At 44.8% G+C, this 21,086-nt stretch carries 24 protein-coding genes; 9 read left to right on the top strand and 15 right to left on the bottom strand.

All coding sequences use genetic code 11. The features are described from left to right. Nucleotides 1-5 precede the first annotated feature (5 nt). Both M3152_RS06690 and M3152_RS06685 read left to right on the top strand, forming a co-directional pair. Complete coding sequence (locus M3152_RS06690; protein WP_251694404.1) at nt 6-368, top strand: hypothetical protein; 363 nt, start codon at nt 6-8, stop codon at nt 366-368. Further along, complete coding sequence (locus M3152_RS06685; RefSeq protein WP_251694403.1) at nt 365-859, top strand: endolytic transglycosylase MltG; 495 nt, start codon at nt 365-367, stop codon at nt 857-859. Before M3152_RS06690 ends, M3152_RS06685 begins: the two co-directional genes overlap by 4 nt. Before the next feature lie 45 nt (nt 860-904). Here M3152_RS06685 and M3152_RS06680 read toward each other — a convergent pair whose 3' ends face one another. From M3152_RS06680 to M3152_RS06665, 4 genes are all read right to left on the bottom strand, one after another. Continuing rightward, nucleotides 905-3,118, bottom strand: coding sequence for a peptidoglycan D,D-transpeptidase FtsI family protein (locus tag M3152_RS06680; RefSeq protein WP_251694402.1), 2,214 nt, complete (start codon nt 3,116-3,118; stop codon nt 905-907). Nucleotides 3,119-3,223: 105 nt separating this feature from the next. Continuing rightward, nucleotides 3,224-3,826, bottom strand: a complete 603-nt coding sequence (gene sodA / locus M3152_RS06675; RefSeq protein ID WP_251694401.1) for a superoxide dismutase SodA — start codon at nt 3,824-3,826, stop codon at nt 3,224-3,226. A gap of 85 nt (nt 3,827-3,911) precedes the next feature. Next, nucleotides 3,912-4,397: a DUF456 domain-containing protein gene (locus M3152_RS06670; protein ID WP_251694400.1), complete on the bottom strand. Its 486-nt coding sequence runs from the start codon at nt 4,395-4,397 to the stop codon at nt 3,912-3,914. A 123-nt stretch (nt 4,398-4,520) separates the two neighbouring features. After that, a complete protein-coding gene (locus M3152_RS06665) occupies nt 4,521-6,152 on the bottom strand; it encodes a Na/Pi cotransporter family protein (protein ID WP_251694399.1) in 1,632 nt (543 codons plus the stop codon). A 202-nt stretch (nt 6,153-6,354) separates the two neighbouring features. Here M3152_RS06665 and M3152_RS06660 point away from each other — a divergent pair, with 202 nt between their 5' ends. The 4 genes from M3152_RS06660 (at nt 6,355) to M3152_RS06645 (ending at nt 9,030) form a co-directional block, all read left to right on the top strand. Next, on the top strand, nt 6,355-6,858 hold the full coding sequence (locus M3152_RS06660) for a DUF1189 family protein (RefSeq protein WP_251694398.1): 504 nt from the start codon (nt 6,355-6,357) through the stop codon (nt 6,856-6,858). Nucleotides 6,859-6,903: 45 nt separating this feature from the next. After that, nucleotides 6,904-7,233, top strand: coding sequence for a hypothetical protein (locus M3152_RS06655; RefSeq protein WP_251694397.1), 330 nt, complete (start codon nt 6,904-6,906; stop codon nt 7,231-7,233). Nucleotides 7,234-7,324: 91 nt separating this feature from the next. Then, nucleotides 7,325-8,449: a flavodoxin-dependent (E)-4-hydroxy-3-methylbut-2-enyl-diphosphate synthase gene (ispG, locus tag M3152_RS06650; protein ID WP_285846967.1), complete on the top strand. Its 1,125-nt coding sequence runs from the start codon at nt 7,325-7,327 to the stop codon at nt 8,447-8,449. Further along, the gene (locus M3152_RS06645; RefSeq protein ID WP_251694396.1) at nt 8,446-9,030 is read left to right on the top strand and encodes a 5' nucleotidase, NT5C type; all 585 of its coding nucleotides are present in this window, start codon (nt 8,446-8,448) and stop codon (nt 9,028-9,030) included. The genes ispG and M3152_RS06645 overlap by 4 nt, the downstream gene beginning before the upstream one ends. A gap of 399 nt (nt 9,031-9,429) precedes the next feature. Here the strand turns inward: M3152_RS06645 and M3152_RS06640 are convergent, their stop codons facing one another. The 3 genes from M3152_RS06640 to M3152_RS06630 are packed head-to-tail and all read right to left on the bottom strand — an operon-like array spanning nt 9,430 to nt 11,473. Then, the gene (locus M3152_RS06640) at nt 9,430-9,843 is read right to left on the bottom strand and encodes a Fur family transcriptional regulator (RefSeq protein ID WP_251694395.1); all 414 of its coding nucleotides are present in this window, start codon (nt 9,841-9,843) and stop codon (nt 9,430-9,432) included. Next, on the bottom strand, nt 9,840-10,706 hold the full coding sequence (locus tag M3152_RS06635) for a metal ABC transporter permease (protein ID WP_251694394.1): 867 nt from the start codon (nt 10,704-10,706) through the stop codon (nt 9,840-9,842). Before M3152_RS06635 ends, M3152_RS06640 begins: the two co-directional genes overlap by 4 nt. Nucleotides 10,707-10,708: 2 nt before the next feature. After that, nucleotides 10,709-11,473, bottom strand: coding sequence for a metal ABC transporter ATP-binding protein (locus M3152_RS06630; RefSeq protein ID WP_251694393.1), 765 nt, complete (start codon nt 11,471-11,473; stop codon nt 10,709-10,711). Nucleotides 11,474-11,586: 113 nt separating this feature from the next. Between M3152_RS06630 and M3152_RS06625 the strand changes: the two genes are divergently transcribed. Then, nucleotides 11,587-11,832, top strand: coding sequence for a hypothetical protein (locus M3152_RS06625; RefSeq protein WP_410055847.1), 246 nt, complete (start codon nt 11,587-11,589; stop codon nt 11,830-11,832). Nucleotides 11,833-11,879: 47 nt separating this feature from the next. On the opposite strand, the gene M3152_RS06620 is transcribed toward M3152_RS06625, so the two are convergent. Further along, complete coding sequence (locus tag M3152_RS06620) at nt 11,880-12,767, bottom strand: deoxyribonuclease IV (protein WP_251695262.1); 888 nt, start codon at nt 12,765-12,767, stop codon at nt 11,880-11,882. Between the two features lie 7 nt (nt 12,768-12,774). After that, nucleotides 12,775-14,076 carry a DEAD/DEAH box helicase gene (locus M3152_RS06615; RefSeq protein ID WP_251694392.1) on the bottom strand — a complete coding sequence of 434 codons (1,302 nt, stop codon included), beginning with the start codon at nt 14,074-14,076 and terminating at the stop codon, nt 12,775-12,777. 112 nt (nt 14,077-14,188) lie between these two features. Between M3152_RS06615 and M3152_RS06610 the strand changes: the two genes are divergently transcribed. Next, entirely contained in the window at nt 14,189-14,620 is a 432-nt protein-coding gene (locus M3152_RS06610; protein WP_251694391.1) for a YqfQ family protein, read from the top strand. A gap of 64 nt (nt 14,621-14,684) precedes the next feature. Continuing rightward, the gene (locus tag M3152_RS06605; RefSeq protein ID WP_251694390.1) at nt 14,685-15,665 is read left to right on the top strand and encodes a 4-hydroxy-3-methylbut-2-enyl diphosphate reductase; all 981 of its coding nucleotides are present in this window, start codon (nt 14,685-14,687) and stop codon (nt 15,663-15,665) included. 55 nt (nt 15,666-15,720) lie between these two features. On the opposite strand, the gene M3152_RS06600 is transcribed toward M3152_RS06605, so the two are convergent. The 6 genes from M3152_RS06600 to rpoD all read right to left on the bottom strand — a co-directional run bounded on the left by M3152_RS06600 (nt 15,721) and on the right by rpoD (nt 21,051). Beyond that, nucleotides 15,721-16,839: a Nif3-like dinuclear metal center hexameric protein gene (locus M3152_RS06600; RefSeq protein ID WP_251694389.1), complete on the bottom strand. Its 1,119-nt coding sequence runs from the start codon at nt 16,837-16,839 to the stop codon at nt 15,721-15,723. Further along, the gene (locus tag M3152_RS06595) at nt 16,836-17,534 is read right to left on the bottom strand and encodes a tRNA (adenine(22)-N(1))-methyltransferase (protein ID WP_251694388.1); all 699 of its coding nucleotides are present in this window, start codon (nt 17,532-17,534) and stop codon (nt 16,836-16,838) included. Before M3152_RS06595 ends, M3152_RS06600 begins: the two co-directional genes overlap by 4 nt. 109 nt (nt 17,535-17,643) lie before the next feature. Continuing rightward, the gene (gene cccA / locus M3152_RS06590) at nt 17,644-18,027 is read right to left on the bottom strand and encodes a cytochrome c550 (protein WP_251694387.1); all 384 of its coding nucleotides are present in this window, start codon (nt 18,025-18,027) and stop codon (nt 17,644-17,646) included. A 136-nt stretch (nt 18,028-18,163) separates the two neighbouring features. Then, nucleotides 18,164-19,306, bottom strand: coding sequence for an acyl-CoA dehydrogenase (locus M3152_RS06585; RefSeq protein ID WP_251694386.1), 1,143 nt, complete (start codon nt 19,304-19,306; stop codon nt 18,164-18,166). Between the two features lie 86 nt (nt 19,307-19,392). Next, a complete protein-coding gene (locus M3152_RS06580) occupies nt 19,393-19,806 on the bottom strand; it encodes a hypothetical protein (RefSeq protein ID WP_251694385.1) in 414 nt (137 codons plus the stop codon). Nucleotides 19,807-19,878: 72 nt separating this feature from the next. Further along, nucleotides 19,879-21,051, bottom strand: a complete 1,173-nt coding sequence (gene rpoD / locus M3152_RS06575; RefSeq protein WP_251694384.1) for an RNA polymerase sigma factor RpoD — start codon at nt 21,049-21,051, stop codon at nt 19,879-19,881. Nucleotides 21,052-21,086 lie beyond the last annotated feature (35 nt).

Genomic DNA, 21,086 nt, shown 5'->3' with positions numbered 1-21,086 from the left:
CAATCGTGGATATTGAATTAATTTTACTGTGCATCGGCCTTATATGTATCATTTTATCATTTTTTATCGGGAATTCCACTCGTAAAAGCGAAGAGGATATCGAAAACGTTTCAATAAGCCTTCATCAGGAGACAAATCAACTGAAAAAGCGCTTGAGAGCCGTTGAAGAGGAATTAATGATTGGTGTGGCGCCTATAACTAATGGACAGCAACAGCAACGCAAGCAAAAACCCGTTCACGAAATTATCATCAATCAAATCCTATCTTTGAGAGCTCAGGGTTATTCAATTCCTGAAATAGCCAAACGCTCCTCGCTGTCTGACGAGGAAGTTATTGATGTATTGAAATCCCGAGGTGTCACCGTATGATGAAGGACATTTTACGGGGAGTCGGAATAGGTTGCATCCTTGCAGGAGGAATCCTTTATTTCACGAATACCAACAATAATTCCGCGGAATCGGGCGCTGAGCAGTACAAATCCCAGTTGGACGAGCTGCAGATTGAATTGGTTAAGGTGAAAAAAGAGTTAGCTGTCGCCCAAACGCTCACTTCTTCTAAAATCGAAAAAAGTGCAGGGGAAAATAGTAATGCCAGTGGGAAGAAGGAAACTAAACCTGACAGTGAGTCAACATCAAAGCCAATAACCAAAATAATTTTGACCATCGAATCCGGTTCAACATCGGCTACTGTTGCTGACAAGCTTGAGCGCGCGGGGATTATCGGTAGCGCGAAAGAGTTGGAACAATACTTAATTGACAATGGCTTATCCGGCCGCATTCAAATCGGTGTGCACGAAGTCGATACGACAATGGACCTTGGCACAATTGCTGGCATTATTACGAATACGACTAAGAGATAAGAAAAAGCTGCCCTTCGCCGAACATAGCGATTGTGGCAGCTTTTCTTATTTCTCGTCCGAGTCTTTTTCTTTTTCTTTCTCTTTTTCTTTTTCTCGTTCAAATCTGCGATCTATTTTTTGATCGGTCGTTTCAAGTGCATTCGAGTTTGCCCGCTCTTCCTTCAATTCAAAATAGGTATCTAGAGACGTTCTCACTATATCAAGCATTGCTCTACCTTGAGTACGGTAATTGCTTCGATCAGTCGAAGCGTATGGAATAACAACAGCGTAAGCCACTTCAGGGTTCTCAGCCGGCGCAAACCCGACATGCGTCAAGTTGACAGAGGCCATCCCATATTTACTTCTGTCATCCCCGTAATAGGAGGATTGGGCTGTACCGGTCTTCCCTGCAGCCGTATAGGAAGCGCCATTGAATAGGTTCGGTGCAGTCCCATTCGGTCCGTAATACACGTAGTGCATCCCTTTTTTAACTTGTTCAATCTCTTTTGCCGTATTATTAATGCGATTGAGGACTTTCACTTCTGTTTCCTCTAGCAATTCTCCAAGCGTTTCGCCATCTTGGGAAGGTTCTCTTATTTCCTTTAATACTTTTGGCGCTACCCTGTATCCACCGTTTGCTACAGTCGACACATACTGAACAAGCTGCAACGGGGTGTACGTATCGAATTGCCCAATAGCGAAGTCCAATAACTTACCTGAACGTGTGTCCGTACCGGTAACACCTGTATATTCCCCTGGCAAATCAATTTCCGTTTTTACCCCTAAACCGAAAGAGGCATAGGCATTACGCAGCCGATCAAAACCACCGATATCAATTGGAAGAGCCTTAAATGGTCTGTATACTCCGTTTCCTATTGAAATCGCGATTTTGAACATATAAACGTTAGATGACCTGCCGAGCGCTGTTATATCATCGACAGACACCCGTCCGTTCTGATTGAACAGGGATCTCTTAGATAAACCAGCAATATTCATCGGTTCGTCTATTTTCTTTTCTCCAACTGATAGAACACCTTCACTATATCCTGCCAATACTGTGGCTACTTTCACAGTGGACCCTACTTCATAGGCTGAAGTGAACGTTCCATACGCATAATCACGCACTTCCCATCTGCCCGAATCCTCATCTTTCACTACTCGCTTACCGACCAAGGAAAGCAATTCCCCGTTATTCGGATCCATCATGACTAGGAATGCCCTGTCCAACAATCCGGATCGCGGGTCTTTCTTCATTTCAAGAAGTTTTTCCGATAGTAGTTCCTCCAATGATTCCTGCAATTCACTATCCATCGATAATACGAGATCCCTGCCCGGTTCACCTTCTCTGACGGTTTTAGTCTCGATGACGCGGCCAGTTCGGTCCTTTATATTTTTCACGATGGTTTTTTGCCCTCTTAATAATTCTTCATATTGTTGTTCGAAATAACTCCTGCCAATTCGATCGTTCCGTGAATAACCACGAGACAAATAATAATCGAGATGGCTTCGGGGAATCCCTTCGATCGAACTTGTCATCGTCCCGAGAATTGTGCTATCGGAGAATTTAATACGGTTCCAGTCGGTCGTCGTATCGACCCCCTCAAATTCATTTAACCGTTCCGATACGGCTGCGAATTCCTCTTCCGTGACATTCCCGCTTTTAATGATCTGAGGAGAGTACGCGTAGCCGGACATCATTTCACGATAGATGGCCAACACTTCGAGCTCATGATCCGTAAAGGAATCCAGCTCTTCATCCGTAATCCTTTCACGCGTCAAACGGGTCACTTCACGTTGAATATCCGGTTTGGAGACAGTTCCGTCTTTGCCGATTTTCGCCAATTCTTCCTTGCTCACTTTCGCTTCCGCTTCTTCCGGATTCAATAAAATCCAGAAATCACGTTTATCGCCGATTGTAACCCTTTTTGTATCCTGTTCAATCAACTTGGAAAGCTCTGTTGCGATGTCGTACATTTCTTTTGCTGTTGTAGATGATGTCTTTGTATATGTAATTGCATTCATCGGTTTATTATCAACAAGTACCTTCCCTGTTCGGTCATAGATCCTTCCTCGAGGAACGCTAGTATTGACTGCGATCTCTTCCTTCATCTCCAATAACCTTGTATAATTCTCGCCTTTAACGATCTGCAAGTATCCAAGTCTGAAAATGAGCAAGGAAAACAGGATGAAGATCGAGAAGAATAAAAGGTTCATCCTGAAGGCGATATGTTTCCGTTGACGGATTTTGGCTTGGTCCACTTTGCGCATCGGCTTTTTCATATGTATTCCCCTTACGTATTTAGTCCAGATTGAATTATAGCATTCTAAACATAAAAAGCATATATCCTGACGAACAGGATATATGCCGGGTTGCATTACTCTGGATTAGTTACCGAAGTTTTTAGCGACTTCATCCCAGTTTACTACGTTCCAGAAAGCGGAAACGTAATCAGGGCGTCTGTTTTGGTAGTTCAAATAGTAAGCATGCTCCCAAACATCGAGTCCTAGAATCGGTGTTTTTCCTTCCATCAATGGAGAGTCCTGGTTAGGAGTCGATGTGATTTCAAGTTCACCATTATTGGATACAAGCCATGCCCAACCTGAACCGAAACGAGTTGCAGCAGCTTTAGCAAATTCTTCTTTGAATGCGTCAAAGCTGCCGAATTTCTTATCAATCGCTTCTGCAAGCGCTCCCGTTGGATTTCCTCCGCCGTTTGGTGAAAGGATATTCCAGAAGAACGTATGATTCGCATGACCGCCTCCATTATTACGGACAGCCGTACGGATGTTTTCAGGAACAGCATTCAAATCGGAGATAAGCTCTTCGACTGATTTGGAAGCTAGTTCGTCATGCCCTTCCAATGCGTTGTTCACGTTCGTCACATACGTATTGTGATGTTTTGTGTGGTGGATATTCATCGTTTCTTTGTCGATGTGAGGCTCCAACGCATCGTATGCGTATGGTAATTCTGGTAATTTGTAAGCCATTAGTCCATTCCTCCTCAATTGATTCATAATTTATCCTACACTATAAACATTATCAAAATTAGGTAACCCATTCAATTGAAATGAACTATCTCGTGACGTAGAGTATGAAAATCCCAATCATAAGCAACATCACAGCACCCTTCGCAGCGACGGAAGTGAAAAACCCTACGATAGAACCAATACCGGTCTTAATGGACTGCTTTACGCCAGTCCGCGTCACAAGCAGCTCTGACAGGAATGCACCGAGGAATGGTCCGATAAGGATTCCAGCTACCGGAATGACGAACGGCCCAATTAGCAGGCCGATCGTACTTCCCCACATACCCGCCTTTGAACCGCCGAATTTCTTGACACCAACAATATTTGCAAGAGTATCTGCGCCGAAAAGCAATATGACGAATAACGCTTGAATCACCCAAAACAACCAGCTCAACTCTTCAAAGGAAGCGAATAACCCGTACAGCAGGAATCCACCTACGATGAAAACTACGGAAGGGATGATTGGATAAATCAATCCGACAAATGCGACGATGAACATGATAATGGCCGCTATCCAGCCTGCTATCTCCATTCCCTTCCCTCCATTATCCCGCTTTGACTGGCTGTAAGATCCCTGAGCAGGGATCAACAGCCAGTAAAAGCCCGATTGGTTCAACTAACAATCAGTGAAGGAACCACTGATTGAAGTTTCACCTTACACCCGTTTGCCTAAAATGGCTTCAGCGATATTTACTGCATGATCTCCGATACGTTCAAGATTGGATACGATATCGACAAAGACCATTCCCGACTGAGCAGAGCAATGCCCCTCATTGAGTCGCACAATATGATTTTTACGGAATTTACGTTCCATCTTGTCGATCAAGGCTTCTTGCTCGGCAACTTCCCGCGCTAATTCAATATCATTCATATCAAGGGAACGTACAGCCTTATCGACAGTCGCAATTGTCAGCGTGAACATTTCTGTCAAATCATCCATCGCTTCCTCAGTCAATTTCACACGGTTCACTTCACGGTAATCAATCAACTCGATAATGTTTTCGAAATGATCCCCGATCCGTTCGATATCTCGAACCGTATCCATCAACATGACGTGTCTTGCGGACTCGACCGGTGAAATATTGACTGCGGAAATATCCACAAGATAATCCGTGATTTTCCGGTCAAGGTTATTGATGGCGTCTTCAATCTGATATGCCGTTTCAGCATGTCTCTTATTGCTTGTCTTCAAGTACTCGTACGTCTCTTCCATTCCCTGAACTGCGAAATCTCCCATCCTGATAATCTCCTCTTTTGCTTGTCCAATTGCGACTGACGGAGATTGGTTAATGAAATTCGGATCCAAATGCTTTGGTCTATACTCAATTGTAACGTCTTTGCCCGGAATGATCTTCGTCACGAACAATGCCCAGGCACCAATTAAAGGAAATTGAATAACGGTATTCAACACGTTGAAAGTACCGTGTGCGAATGCAATCTGCATTTTACTTTCCAAAGCCAAAAGTCCCGAAATCCATTCTACGTACATTGTAAACGGATATAATAGAATCATGAATACGACTGTACCGACAACATTGAAAAGGACATGTGCCGCCGCAGCTCTTCTCGCAGCAACGGATGCACCGATCGACGCCAGAACTGCCGTAATTGTCGTTCCGATATTATCTCCGAACAGAATCGGCAATGCGGCTTGAAGCGAAACAAGGTTCTCTGCATACAAACCTTGCAATATCCCAACTGTTGCGCTGGAACTTTGGACGATAAGCGTAAAAACTGTTCCCGCTACAACACCAAGTACTGGATGATCAGCCATCGAAACTGTAAAGTCGGAGAAGGCGGAAAGCGTCCTGAGCGGCTTCATACCGGCACTCATCAATTCCAGTCCAAGGAAAAGGCCCCCGAAGCCAAAAACGACCTCTCCAACGTTCTTGATGGAGTTCTTTTTAAAGAAGAAGATAAGAATTGCACCGAGTGCCATAATCGGCAATGCATAGGCCCCTACGTCCAGACCAATAATGAATGCTGTAATCGTCGTACCGATATTCGCACCCATAATGACACCGATCGCCTGTCGAAGGGTCATAAATCCTGCACTGACCAAACCGACCGTAATAACTGTCGTACCTGAGCTAGACTGGATAAGCACCGTCACGATAATTCCGACTAGCACACCCATAAAAGGATTCGTCGTGAATCTATCCAAAATGCTCCGCAATCTATCCCCTGCGGCTTTCTGAAGACCGTCCCCCATATACTTTATGGCGAATAGGAAGATCCCAAGACCTCCTATAAATTGAAAAATCACTTCCTGCCAATTCACTTCCATTAAATCGTCTACCTCCATCATGCGTTATATATTAGCATCCCTATTATGTTGACTTTGTTAATGGATTGTAAATAGGAGAGGACAAATCTTTACATTCCCTTAACAATACTTGTAGAAAAAGTCATCATTCTGTCGAATTTGGTATTCGTACTTCTAAGAACAAGACATGTTAGACTAACAGTAAGTAAAGGAGGTTCCGTTTTTGAAGTTCAATCAATTATTTCTGGCAGCGTTCCATGAACCGAAAAAACTCGCGGCGTTCCGGTTGCTACCAATCGGGCGGGTGATCCGCTATGCTTTCCTATTCATCCTATTGATGACCTTGATCTCATTCACACGCTTCTCACTTGGAGATGCCGACTTGTTCGAGGCAACCCCTGAATTGACGGAGTATAGCCAAACGATAGGCGTACTCATATACCCGATGGCCTTTGTTTCCCAATTTGTCATTGCAACATTTTACGTATTTGTCAGAATCAGCATCTTTGCTGCAATCGGCATATGGATTGGCAAAGCGATGGGAAGGCGCGTCGAGTACCGTTTTATTTGGCGGACGACTGCCATTGCAATCACCGCACCATTATTGGTAACGATTTTTCTCGATTTCTTTCAATTTCATGAAACCTTCAGCATTCTTTTCTCGTCCTTGATCCATATCGGTTACTTGAGCATTGCTCTCAAGTATTATCCAAAAGCGGTAAAATGAATACTTTCCAAATCCCCGCATATTGTGTGGGGAGGGGGAATGTTCATGCGCACTTTATTCGTAGCTGTAATTCTTTTTATAACCTTTCACATCATCCGGATCGACTTGGGGGATGGGACAATCCCACTAGCATCGTTTTTCGGAAATGAACAGCCTTGTGCAGAGACTACGACTGTGAAAACCATTCATGTCACGACTATACAAGGCGATACGATCGAATCCCTTTTTTCCATGTACCCGGACCCGGAAACGACTTTCGTTGATAGATTATCAGTTTTTTATTCCCTTAATCCTCATCTTCGAAACCAAGAGCTTATCGGGGGTCTTTCCGTGCAGCTTCCACTTTCGAAAACGGGGCAAGATAACTGCAATTGAAGATGTTTCAAGCGGTGTCCCTTGTCTTTTCATCCTATTGATTGCTAAAATAGAAATTAGTTATGAGTTTTTTTAAGGAGAGAATATATCCATGAGTGAAATAATACACAGATCTAAAACTCGTCCTGTGCGAGTCGGCAATTTGACGATTGGCGGCAGCGACGAACTATTCATCCAAAGTATGACAACAACAAAAACACATGATATCGACGCAACCGTGGAAGAGATCTTGCGTCTAGAGGAAGCGGGCTGTCAAGTTGTCCGTGTGGCGTGTCCTGACGAAAGAGCAGCTTATTCCATCGGCGAGATAAAAAAACGGATTAATATCCCTCTCGTAGTCGATATCCATTTCGACTACAAGCTCGCATTGATTGCAATTGAGCAAGGTGCGGATAAAATCCGGATCAACCCGGGCAATATCGGCCGTCAGGAAAAAGTGGAAGCAGTCGTGAAAGCGGCCAAAGCAAAAGGCATCCCAATTAGAATCGGTGTAAACGCCGGTTCACTTGAAAAACATATACTGAAAAAGTACGGCTACCCGACTGCAGACGGCATGGTCGAAAGTGCTTTACATCATATTAAAATTCTAGAAGATCTTGATTTCCACGATATTATCGTTTCATTGAAAGCTTCAGACGTTAACTTGGCAGTAGAAGCGTATACGAAAGCGGCAGCCGCATTCGATTACCCGCTTCACCTAGGAATTACAGAGTCCGGGACATTGTTCGCGGGATCCATTAAGAGCGCTGCGGGACTTGGTACGTTGCTTTCAGCCGGAATTGGAAATACGCTCCGTGTTTCATTGAGTGCTGATCCTGTACAGGAAATAAAGGTGGCACGAGAACTATTGAAAGTTTTCGCTCTATCTTCTAACGCTGCAACTCTTATCTCTTGTCCCACTTGCGGCCGCATCGAGATTGACTTGATTTCAATTGCGAATGAAGTAGAGGAGTACATCTCCACTATTAAAGCGCCGCTGAAAGTCGCTGTATTAGGCTGTGCAGTGAACGGTCCAGGGGAAGCGCGTGAAGCGGATATCGGGATTGCAGGTGCACGCGGGGAAGGATTGCTCTTCATGAAGGGGAAAACTGTCCGGAAAGTGCCTGAGGAAACGATGGTCGAAGAATTGAAGATGGAAATCGATAAACTTGCTGAAGAGTATTTCGAAAAGAAGCGTCAAGAGGAATTGCTTCTTCAAAGTGGAGCGATTGAATGAGAAAAATCCGCTTCGGTATTGATATTGACGGGACCGTTACATGTCCTACTTCCCTTCTACCACATATCAATGCACAATTTGGATGCAACCTGATTTTAGATGATATTAAAGAGTACGATTTGACGAAAGCCTTCCCTGTTGACGTGAAGGAGTTTTATGAGTGGTACCGTCAAGCGGAAGTGACGATATACGACACTTCTCCTGCGCAGGAATATGCAAAGAAGATCCTATCCGAATGGCGGGAGCATTACGAGCTTTATTATATTTCTGCACGAGGAATAAACGTTGCGGAGTGTACGCTCGGTTGGTTCGAACGGGAAGAAATTCCTTATGATCATATCGAGCTGATCGGTAGCCATCATAAGGTCGAGACGGCGAAAAAGTTCAATGTCGACGCGTTCTTCGAGGATAAGCATGATAATGCAGTCGACATACATGAGGAATTGAACATCCCAGTCCTCCTTTTCGACACTCCGTATAACCGTGAACCGATTCCGGAAGGCGTTATACGAGTGAAGAACTGGCAAGAAGCCGACCAGTGGATCAAAAAGCTATTCCCAATTGAAGAAAAAGTGAATTGAAAGGGGCTGTCCAGAAAGTCAGTGAAAACTGACTTTCTGTGACAACCCCTTTTTTATTAATAATAATGTATGTACGGTTGATTTGCGCTCCAGGCGGACGCTTTCCGGGGGGCGGGCGGTGAGCCTCCTCGGTCGCTTCGCTCCACTGCGGGGTCTCACCTGTCCCGCTAATCCCCCAGGAGTCGCCGCCTTCCGCTCCAATCAACTAATTGCTCCCTTTGTATCAATAGTAGTCCCTTTAACGTAGTTAAGATCTAATCGGAATACGTTTCATAATTGAAGAAAGGGGTCAATACCAGTCAGTGGTGTTCAAGCAGCAAAAAAATTAGTAAAACACTTTACAGGGAAGAAAGCGTACACCTGAAGCGGAAATCCCTTATCAAAATCAATTAATATTCATTATTCCACACAAACTGGACATTTTCCGTAGATCTCGAATTTATGGCCTTCGACTTCAAAGCCTTGGAGATTGACCGAGATCGACTCCATTGGGCAGTGTGCGATGTTCTGCGTCTTTCCGCATGCCGTGCAAATGAAATGATGATGGTGGACGCCATGATCGCACTGCATCCTGAAATGCCTCTCACCATTCAGCTCAGTCTCTTCCAAAATACCAAGCTCTGAAAAAGTCGACAAATTGCGGTAAATCGTATCGAAACTAATCCCCGGATTTTCAACCGCCATGAAATTACGAACTTCCATCGCAGTCATATACCGATCATTATCGGAAAAGAACTCCAAAATCGTCTCACGGTTCTTCGTCCTCTTGAATTGACGCTCCTGTAAAATGCGCCATGCTTCATCAAGTGTCATGCAAATTCCCCCTTCGCTTTCTTTGAAGGCTGCTTCCCTTTCATTTTAGTCCAGCCAAGAACGAGCAGTAAAATGACGATGGATGTGATAACAATTGTTCCCCCCGGAGCAATATCAAGATGAAACGCAGCAAAAAGTCCGATTATGACAGACAGCTCACCGATGACGATAGAATACAGCATTGCCCCCTTAAAGCTTTTGGCGAGCTGTATCGCCGCAGCAACTGGTATCGTCATTAATGAAGATACCAGCAAAATTCCGACGATCCGCATAGAGGCACCAATCACTAGTGCTACAATGACCATGAAAACGATTTGAATGAACTTTCCATTGATACCGGACACTTTTGCATATTCCTTATCGAATGACAAGGCGAACAATTCTTTGTAGAAAAACCGGATAAATGCCAGGACGACAACCGCAATAATTATGATGACCCATAAATCCTGCCGGCTCACGGCTGAAACTGAACCGAATAAATAGCCAACAAGGTCAGAGCCGAACCCTTTTGCCAAGGAAATGAAAATCGCTCCGAAGCCGATACCCGTCGAAAGAATGATCGGAATCGCCAGCTCCTCAAAATGCTTATACGCACCTCTCAGCTTTTCAATTAATAATGATCCTCCTACGGCACTAGCCATCCCTAAATACACCGGATTCAACGCGGAAAACATGAGCACCGACTGACTCAAAAAGAGGCTCCCCGCGATTCCAGCCAACGCCACGTGGCTTAATGCATCTGCGATGAGTGCAAGCCTCCTCACAACGATGAACAGACCAAGCAACGGCGCTATAACTCCGATGATCAGTCCGGATAAAAATGCATTTTGAAGAAATTCATAAGTGAATAAAGCACTAATCATGGTCATATCCCCTTCTGTTCTTGATGGACGCGCCGCACAGGGTGACCGTACCATAATGAAATATCTGTATCATTCATCTTCTTGTAATCCGATTGCATCCCATGGAAGTGGATTGATCGATTCAAACAAGCCACATGTGTTGCCAATTCGGTGACGAGGTCGATTTCATGTGTGACAAGCAGGATTGCAATGCCATGTTCACCGTTCAATTCATTAAGCATAGAATAGAACGAAGCTACGTTTTTCTGATCGATTCCTACGGTAGGTTCATCCATGATCAAAAGATCCGGTTCGCCTACCAACGCACGTGCTATGAATACGCGTTGCTGCTGTCCGCCGGATAATTCGCCGATGTTTTTAGAGGCGAAGTCCTCCATTTTAACGATTCGCAATGAGTCCAATGCTTTTTGTTCATCGTGTTTCGAAAAGCTTTTAAATAATCCGACCTTACGAGTGAGACCACTTTTCACTACTTCAAGTACTGTGGCCGGAAACCCTGAATTGAATGAATTCGATTTTTGCGAGACATATCCGATACGTTCCCGCTGCTTGAAGGAATCCACGTTCTGGCCGAATAGCTTCACGGTCCCTTGATCTGCTTTCAATAATCCTAAAATAATATTGATCAGTGTAGATTTTCCGGAGCCGTTTGGACCAATAAGTGCCCAGAACTCCCCTTCTTTCACGTCCAATGAAATATTTTCGAGAACGGTAGAGTGCTCATATCGAAAATTGACATCATTACATTCAATTATCGTGTTAGTCATATAGTAAAATCCCTTTCTGCTAAAAAAGTGTAAACAGTAACGATTACGATTACTAGTAGAAGTATATAGGAACAGTCGGTCGGACACAACTAATTAAGAAGGAATGGTGTAAATTGGATTACATGCAAATGCTGAATGAGATAAAGAGGAAAAGTGATGAAGAAGCAAAGTCGCTGGCAGATGCATATGGCATCGATTTATCGATTAAAGAAATTAGAGCGTTACGACCTTTGCTTGATGAGATTTCATTTCACTGGCTTTTTACCGGCATTCCGGAAAGCTTTATCGCAAAAGTGAAGTATGCTGTCGGGGATAAAAAAGGAGAGGAATTATTCCGTCAGTATTTAGATAGGATATAAAACACAAAAAACATCCCGCCAACAGAATACCTTTGGCGGGGTTTTCATCATACCAGCAATAGTTCCCTTTGATCAGCAAGGAAAGTTTTTGCTTTCAACATTTCAATTTCATATTGATAAGGTGCCTTTTTGTTTTTCGCATCGTTCCCTACGAATGGTGTTTCAAGAATTTTAGGGATTGATAAGAAATCTGGGTGGTGCACGATATAGCTGAGCGCATCAAAACCGATGTAGCCATGACCGATATTCTCATGCCGGTCTTTCATAGCCCCGCGCTCGTTCTTGCTGTCATTGACATGGATGACTGAAATCCTGTCTATCCCAATGGTCTTGTCAAATTCATTCAAGACGCCATCGAAATCATTGACGATATCGTAGCCCGCATCGTGGACGTGACAAGTGTCAAAACAAACAGAAAGCCGCTCATTGTTCTGGACGCCGTCTATTATCTGTGCAATTTCATCGAAGTTCCTGCCACATTCGCTGCCCTTCCCTGCCATCGTTTCAAGTGCAATGCGGACTGTTGAATCTTCCGACAGAACCTCATTCAACCCTTCAATGATTTTAGCGATTCCTTTATTCGCACCAGCCCCTACGTGAGCCCCCGGATGCAAAACAATCTGATCGGCCCCGAGAGCCGCCGTCCTTTGGATTTCCGATTGTAAAAAATCGACGCCTAACCTGAACGTCTCAGGTTTGGTCGTATTCCCTATATTGATAATATAAGGAGCATGTACAACGATATTGGATAAGCCATTCTCTTTCATGTGCAGCAGTCCGGCTTCAATATTCAGTTCTTCGATTGGCTTCCTACGTGTGTTTTGCGGAGCACCTGTATAAATCATGAAAGTCGTTGCGCCGTAACCCAACGCCTCTTCACTAGAACCTAGCAGCATCTTCTTGCCGCTCATCGAAACATGTGACCCTAAGAGCAATGGTTGATCATTTGTCATTTTTTCGTTTCAATCTCCTTTCCCTCTTCTTGAATTTCTCTATATCTTTTGCCATTTTCTTTTTATAACCCGGCTTAACCTTCGATGGTTTCCGAACAAACGATGCAGCTTTACGATCAAGTTCATCCGTTTCCTTGACACGCTTCTTCCGGGCATTGCGCTCCTTGACTTCAATCCATTCTCCGTTTTTCACGTCTTCATGGATGAATGGAATTCCCATTTTTTCAATTTGCACAATCTTATCGTCCTCGGAAGGCTCGTACATCGTAATGGCGATTCCTGTAAGGCCTGCACGGGCGGTCCTGCCCACCCGGTGGATGAAGAACTCCAAATCGTCCGGAAGTTCATAGTTGACTACGTGGCTCACTCCCGGGATGTCAATTCCTCGTGCAGCAAGATCTGTCGCGACGATATATTGATACTCAAGATCCCTGATCTGCTTCATCACCCGGGTACGTTCACGGGGCGTCAGATCACCATGGATCCTCCCCGCTTTTATACCGTGTGTGGCTAGGTACCCCGCAACCTCGTCGGCATTTTGCCTTGTATTCGTGAAGACGATTGCCAAGTATGGATTGATTGCTTCCAAAACATGCAATAGTTTTTTCTTGCGGTCCATGCTCCGGACAGGAACTAGCGAATATTTCATCCCTTCCGTCAATGGCTTTTTACTTCCCAATTGGACATGAACGGGATTATCCATATATTTTGCCAAGAAAGGTTTAAGTTTTTCTGGAATTGTAGCTGAAAATACGTACATTTCCAAGTTCGTTGGCATTTTGGAAGCGAATTTGTCAATATCCTCAATGAACCCCATGTCAAAAGCCAAATCAGCTTCATCGATGACCAACATGGATGCCGTATGGATTGCCAAAGCCCCTTCTTCCGCAAGGTCACGGATTCTTCCGGGCGTTCCGACAATAATGTGGGGATTCGATTTCAGCTTGTCGATGGAGCGTTGTTTATCCGTGCCACCAATCAAAAGCGAGCTTCGAATCGTAGTATTTTCGATCATTTTATTCAATTCATCATATAGCTGCAAGGCAAGTTCCCTCGTCGGTGCGGTAATGACCGCTTGCAACTCTTCCTTCCCTTCATCGAGACGCTCGACAATCGGGATAAGGAAGCTGTGTGACTTCCCTGTACCTGTATGGGCTTGTCCGATTGCATTGGTGCCTTTAAGGATTAAGGGAATCATTTCTTTCTGTATCGGTGTCGGTTGATCAAACCCCAACTTGGCAATTGCTTCCCGAAGGAAAGGTTTGAATTGATAATCAGTGAATTTAGACATTCATATGCCTCCTAACGTATTCTTATTGTAGCATGATTCCGTTCCGCAGTATGTGATTTTCGCATAGTATAGATTGTGAAAGTTCACAATGACCAAATGAAAGGGGTTATCCATGAGGTACGAATCCTTCTATCCATTCGCGCGTGCGCAAAACTCGCCGTTCGCTATGAGGCAGCCATTTCGCGGTCCACAGCAACAGCCAACCTTTACCCAAACGCCGAGACAACCTTTTCAGGGGTCTCCGATGGGAAATCCGTACGGCCAGTCCATGCCAGGTCCATTCCAAAATACATCCAAAATGGAAATGTACATGCAAACAGCCAACCGATTTTTAAATACCGCCCAACAATATGCGCCACTCGTTCAGCAGATTGCACCGATGTTCCAGAACCTGCCCGCGATGTGGAGATTATATAAAGGCTTCCAGTCTCTCCCGTCCGCTGGAGGCGCAGCAGACACTGCTGCTGGTGCAGCGTCGGCGGCAGCGCAAAGTGCTCAAGCCGGCGTCTCCAATCCTCGAATCTTTCAGCCGCCCAAATTATAATTTTGAAACGTGCGCCTGACTCCGCTATAATGGATACAGATCCCTTTAGAGGAGTGTGGAGTGAATGAAAGTTAAGAAGATTTCCCCGCGCGGCTATTGTTACGGGGTTGTCGATGCAATGGTCATAGCAAGAAATGCAGCACTCGACAAAACGTTGCCGAGACCTATATATATATTAGGCATGATTGTCCATAATAAACATGTCACAGACGCATTTGAGGAAGATGGTATTATCACTTTGGACGGGGAGAACCGGTTGGAGATCCTAGAAAAGGTGGAAACCGGGACTGTCATTTTCACAGCCCACGGTGTATCACCGGAAGTAAGGGAATTGGCCCGACGTAAAGGCCTTGTCTCCATCGATGCCACTTGCCCGGATGTGACTGTCACTCACGACCTGATTGAAGAGAAGACTGCTGAAGGTTATGATATCATCTATATCGGGAAAAAGTACCATCCCGAGCCTGAAGGAGCGATCGGTGTAGCGCCGCATGCAGTTCATCTGATTGAAACGCTAGATGACGTCAATGGTCTAGAGCTTGAAAATGAAAAGCTTCTTGTCACAAATCAGACAACAATGAGCCAGTGGGATGTAGCACATATCATGGATGCATTGAAAGAGAAATTCCCTCATATAGAAGTGCACCAGGAAATCTGCCTTGCCACTCAAGTAAGACAAGAGGCGGTAGCAGAACAGGCTGGTGAAGCAGATCTGCTGATTGTTGTTGGAGATCCAAAAAGCAACAACTCCAACCGCTTGACACAAGTGTCTGTTGAAATAGCCAATACGCCATCCTACAGAATCTCGGATGTATCAGAGATTAATATTGATTGGCTGCAAGGCGTAGAAACGGTCGCAGTGACTGCAGGCGCGTCCACGCCGACGTTGATTGTCCGTGAAGTGATCGGTTTCTTGGAGAGCTTCGATCCGGAAGATCCTTCGACACATTCACCGGAACGCAAATTCAAGTTGGACCGGATTTTGCCGAAAATCAAGAACCCAGAGCCGGTTAAACGGATTGAGCCATACGCAGTTACAGAATAACAGAAATGAAAGGGCTGTTCCGCCGTCGTTGCCGACGCGGAACAGCCTTTACTTATTACACGAATCTGAACGGTTCAGTGTCTACTTCTGATTTGATGAAGGAAACATCGTATCCCTTTTCCCGGCATGCTTGCTCCATATGCTTGGCTACTCCTTCAATCATCACCTTCTCCACATGATGACCCGGATCCACAATCGCAAGGTCGATCAATTCCGCATCTTGGGCACTATGAAAATCCATATCACCTGTAACGAATACATCTGCCCCTTTACGCTTCGCCGCCCTAATATATTTACTGCCACTCCCCCCAAGGACAGCAATCTTACGGATGGGCTTTGATAGGTCGCCGACAATCCTTACGGTAGGAACGTCAAGTGCCTCTTTGACGAATTTCGCAAACTCATTAAGTGCCATAGTTTCAGGTAATTTACCAACCCTGCCGAGCCCAAACTCCTGTGTCCTTTGATCAAGAACAAAAAAATCATAAGCAGGCTCTTCATATGGATGAGCCGCCAGCATTGCTTTTAAGACTTTCGACCGAAGAGGACCTGGCAGCACGACTTCGATGCGTTCTTCAGCAACCTCTTCCGTTTGCCCGACTTCACCGATAAATGGGTCGGCGCCGGCAGCTGGCGTGAACCTCCCGACTCCGGTAGAAGTGAAACTGCATCCGGCATAATCCCCGATTGCCCCTGCACCGGAAAGCGCCAACACTTCCCGTAGTTTATCCGCATGCTCGACCGGGCAAAAGACCGCCAATTTATAAAGCGGATCGGAAATTGTCGGCTCCATCACTTCGATGTCTTCCAACCCTAAGCGGGATGCAAGCAAATCATTTACACCTCCGGGAGCGACATCCAGATTGGTGTGCGCAGCATAGACGGATATGTCATTTTTGATGCATTTTTCAATAAGTCTTCCTTGTGGCGTGTCTGTCCAAATATGTTTCATTGGGCTAAAAATAGGTGGATGATGCGCTATGATTAGATTCGCCCCTTTTTCAATCGCTTCGTCTACGACTGCTTCATTGACATCCAATGTGATAATGACCCTATCGACAGTGCGATTCAACTGTCCTATATGCAAACCTACTGGATCCCAATCTTCTGCAAAGCGTTTTGGCGCCCAATGTTCAAATAGGGTTATAATCTCATGTCCATTCACTTTTTTCAATTTGTCAAAACTCCTCCTAACAGCTCAATTTTCTCACGCAGTTGTTCCCTTTTTTTATTGATTTCAACCGTAACTCCCGCGGTTTCCAAGGAGGCTAGGATTCGCTTCCATTCATCCGACTCCCGCTTCCATTTTTCAATAAAGATCTCCGATTTTTCTTCGAGCAAATATGGGCCGACCATCATTTCAAGCTCGCTGTACTCCGCTTGTCCCTTTTCAAGCACGATGATTTCATAGATTTTATGATCTTCCTTTAAAATCTGCTCTTCGACAATTTTCCACCCACTTTGTACAGCCCACTCACGGATTGACAGTGAATGAATATTCGGTTGAGTGATGATCCGCTTGACACTGTAAAGCTTTTCGGCCCCATCTCTTAAAATGGAAGCAATCAAAGGCCCGCCCATTCCAGCGATCGTAACCGTATCTACCCCATCACTATCATGAATGGCTTCCAATCCGTTCGCCATTCTGACCGTGATTGCTTCCGTAAGCCCCTTCTTTTGTACGTTTTTTATTGCTGACTCATAAGGTCCTTTTACGACCTCTCCTGCAATCGCTTTAGAGATTTGTCCTGCCTTCACTAAATAGCAAGGCAAATAAGCATGATCGCTCCCAATGTCCGCGAGAGTGGCATCCTGTTCAACAAACGAAGCTACTGCAGTGAGCCGCATTGATAATTTTTCGGAATTCAATAGATCCCCGCCTTTCCAATACCCTTATTGTAAGGGATTCTCCGCTTCTTTTCCAGAATTGAAAAAGCCATCGGTGCGTGTAGATAACGCTACCGATGGCTTCCGGTTCTTATTTTAATGATAGGATATACTCTGACAATTGGTCGATTTGCTCGTCGGAAATTTGTCCGCCGAATGCTGGCATTTGACCTTCACCATTCTTAATGATGGCATGAATTTCTTCTTTGGATTCTGACAGACCATGAAGAGTTGGTCCAACAGCGCCGCCAGCTAAGTCACCACCGTGACAGCCGATACATTTCCCTTGAGCGAAGCCTTCAGGATCAAAATCTTCGGATGCAGCTGCATCATCAGTCGTTTCTTCAGTTTTACCTTCCTCATTCGATGCAGCGATTTCTTTCTTCTGCTCGATGCCATATAAGGACATGAAGAAAATAAGTCCTAATCCTAGCGCGAAAATCAGGATATAAGGCACTACAGGATTGTTTTTCATCGAATTACCCTCCTTCACCAGGAATTATTCTGTAAAAGTATACAGTGCACACCTCATATTGTACTGTATACTGATGAAAACTGAAAGAGTTATCCCCGTACAATTAACGGTTTGTGACAATTTGGACAAACTTTTCTTATAAGCATCCAATTTGTCTTGCAATGACCATTCGTTGAACTTCAGAGGTTCCTTCTCCGATTTCGAGCAATTTTGCATCTCTCAAATATCGTTCGACTTCGTATTCCTTCATGTACCCATAGCCTCCGTGAATTTGAATTGCCTGATCAGCGACTTCCATCGCAATTTCTGAAGCATACAGCTTGCACATAGCAGCTTCTTTCGTAAATGGACGTCCCTGGTCTTTCAACCAAGCCGCCTTGTAAACCATATTTCGAGCTAATTCGATTTTCATCGCCATATCAGCCAACTTGAATTGAGTAATCTGAAATTCAGATAACGTCTTGCCGAACTGCTTGCGCTCTTTCGAGTACTTCAACGCTCGATCAAAAGCCGCTTGCGCAATCCCTACCGCCATCGCACCGATTCCAATCCTACCGCCGTCCAATGTGACAAGAAATTGTCTAAAGCCATCACCACGCTTGCCAAGAAGGTTTTCTTTAGGAACTCTGACATTGTCGAATACTAATTCCGTCGTGTTGGAAGCATGCAAGCCCATCTTTTCATAGTTGTCAATAATCGTAAACCCCTCTGCATCGGTAGGTACGATAACGGCACTGATTTCCTTTTTGCCATTTTCGTTAGCTGTAATTGCAGTAAGCGCCAAATGTTTAGCATAGCTTGCATTTGTAATATATACTTTTGATCCATTGATCACAAAATGATCGCCATCTTCTTTCGCTGTCGTCTGCGTCCCCCCTGCGTCAGAACCCGCATTCGGTTCCGTGAGTCCGAAAGCACCAAATGAATCCCCAGTACATATTGGCATCAAATATTTCCTTTTCTGCTCCTCGGTTCCGAATAGATGAATTGGTGCGCCTCCTAAAGAAATATGTGCCGAGTATGTAATGCCTGTGGAGGCACAGCCACGGCTTAGCTCCTCAGTTACGATTGCGAAACTTGTCGCATCTGCGCCTGCTCCCCCATACTCTTCCGGGAATGGCAACCCCATCATCCCCATTTGGGAAAGCTGTTTGAATATCTCGATTGGAAACTCCTTTGTCCTGTCCCGCTCGATTGCTCCCGGCGCAACTACCTCATCGGAAAATTCCCTCATCATTTTCTTGATCATTTGTTGCTCATCTGTCAAATCAAAATTCATTTACTTCATCCCCCTTGTTGTGAACGCTTACATTTTGATTATACCGAAATGGTCGTCATTTTCAAAATCATTCTTTCAAAAGGAAGCTAGAATACAGTCTTAACTATAAAAGCTACAATCAAAATCAACCCAGCAGCCCCTGAAATTGTAAAATAAAGCAATTTTAATAGTCTACCAGCTAACAGCCACAATAAGCAGTTCATGATTAAAAATCCGACCAATAGCATCATCTGCCCCGCAAAGAAAAGTGACCATAATTTGAGGGATATGCCAAGTACCGCGAATGCGATAACTATGTATAGGAACTGGAGTAAGATTACACGGGTGTTAAACTTCTTTTTTTCTTTTGACAACACAGCATCCGTCGCACTTATTTCCTGTTCGTGATCCCCTTGCGTATAGAGCGTTAGTAGAAAATCGCAGTACTGTTCCGGCAGCAGTTTATTCTGTTTCCAATAATTAATTTCAGCCATAATGATTTTTTTACGCTGAGCATTCATCCTGTTTCGCCCCTAGTCATCATTCTCTATAAACTTAAAAGGCATCGGCATAGTGCATGCCGATGCGGATGATCATTCTAAAAAGTCCTTTAGCCTTTTGCTTCTAGATGGGTGTCTAAGCTTCCGTAATGCTTTCGCTTCGATTTGACGAATCCGTTCGCGGGTCACACCAAAGACTTTCCCTACTTCTTCCAACGTTCTTGTCCTGCCATCATCCAAACCGAAACGTAGACGCAATACGTTTTCTTCACGGTCAGTGAGCGTATCCAGAACGTCTTCCAATTGTTCTTTCAATAATTCATAGGCAGCGTGATCGGAGGGTGATTGCGCTTCCGAGTCTTCGATGAAATCCCCTAAGTGGGAATCGTCCTCTTCCCCTATCGGCGTTTCAAGCGAAACTGGCTCTTGTGCAATTTTTAGGATTTCACGTACTTTTTCTGCAGTCAGGTCCATCTCCTCTCCAATTTCCTCAGGAGACGGTTCGCGACCTAGATCTTGAAGCAATTGACGCTGAACGCGAATCAATTTATTAATCGTCTCGACCATGTGCACCGGAATACGAATGGTACGAGCCTGATCAGCTATTGCTCGTGTTATCGCCTGGCGGATCCACCATGTCGCATACGTACTGAATTTGAACCCCTTCGTATGGTCGAACTTCTCAACCGCTTTGATTAGACCCATATTACCTTCTTGAATCAAATCAAGGAACAGCATTCCTCGGCCGACATATCTCTTGGCGATGCTGACAACTAGGCGGAGGTTGGCTTCCGCAAGCTTCTTCTTAGCATTTTCGCCTTTCTCGACGAGCTCCAAAAGTGCAGGGTCTGGCTTTTTCATTTCGGCGAGTTTCTCTTCCGCTTCCACGCCTTCTTTGATGCCGATTGCCAATTTCACTTCTTCATTTCCGGTCAGCAAATCGACACGACCGATTTCTTTCAAATACATGCGCACAGGGTCATTGATTTTTACGCCAGGTGGGACGCTCAGATCATTCAAGTCGAATTGTTCTTCTTCCTTGGCACTCGTTTCCTCTTCATCCTTGCGTTCCATCTCGATGCCCGCGGCTTCAATCTGGTCAAGGAACTCTTCGAACTGTTCAGGCTCCATCTCAAATACGGATAATTTCTCCGTTACATCTTCAAGGGTCAATTCCCCTGCTTTTTTCCCTGCTTCCAATAAACCAGCTTTCACTTCATCTAATGTCATTTCGTGCTCCATTTCTCCAGATTGCTCTTTAGTCATAATACCCGTTCCTCCTTAATTCACCGGAATCCGGC

This window comes from Sporosarcina luteola (assembly GCF_023715245.1).
Classification (GTDB): Bacteria; Bacillota; Bacilli; order Bacillales_A; family Planococcaceae; genus Sporosarcina; species Sporosarcina luteola_C.
Note: the sequence above shows the minus strand (reverse complement) of the source record. Positions and strands in the feature narration are given on the sequence as shown.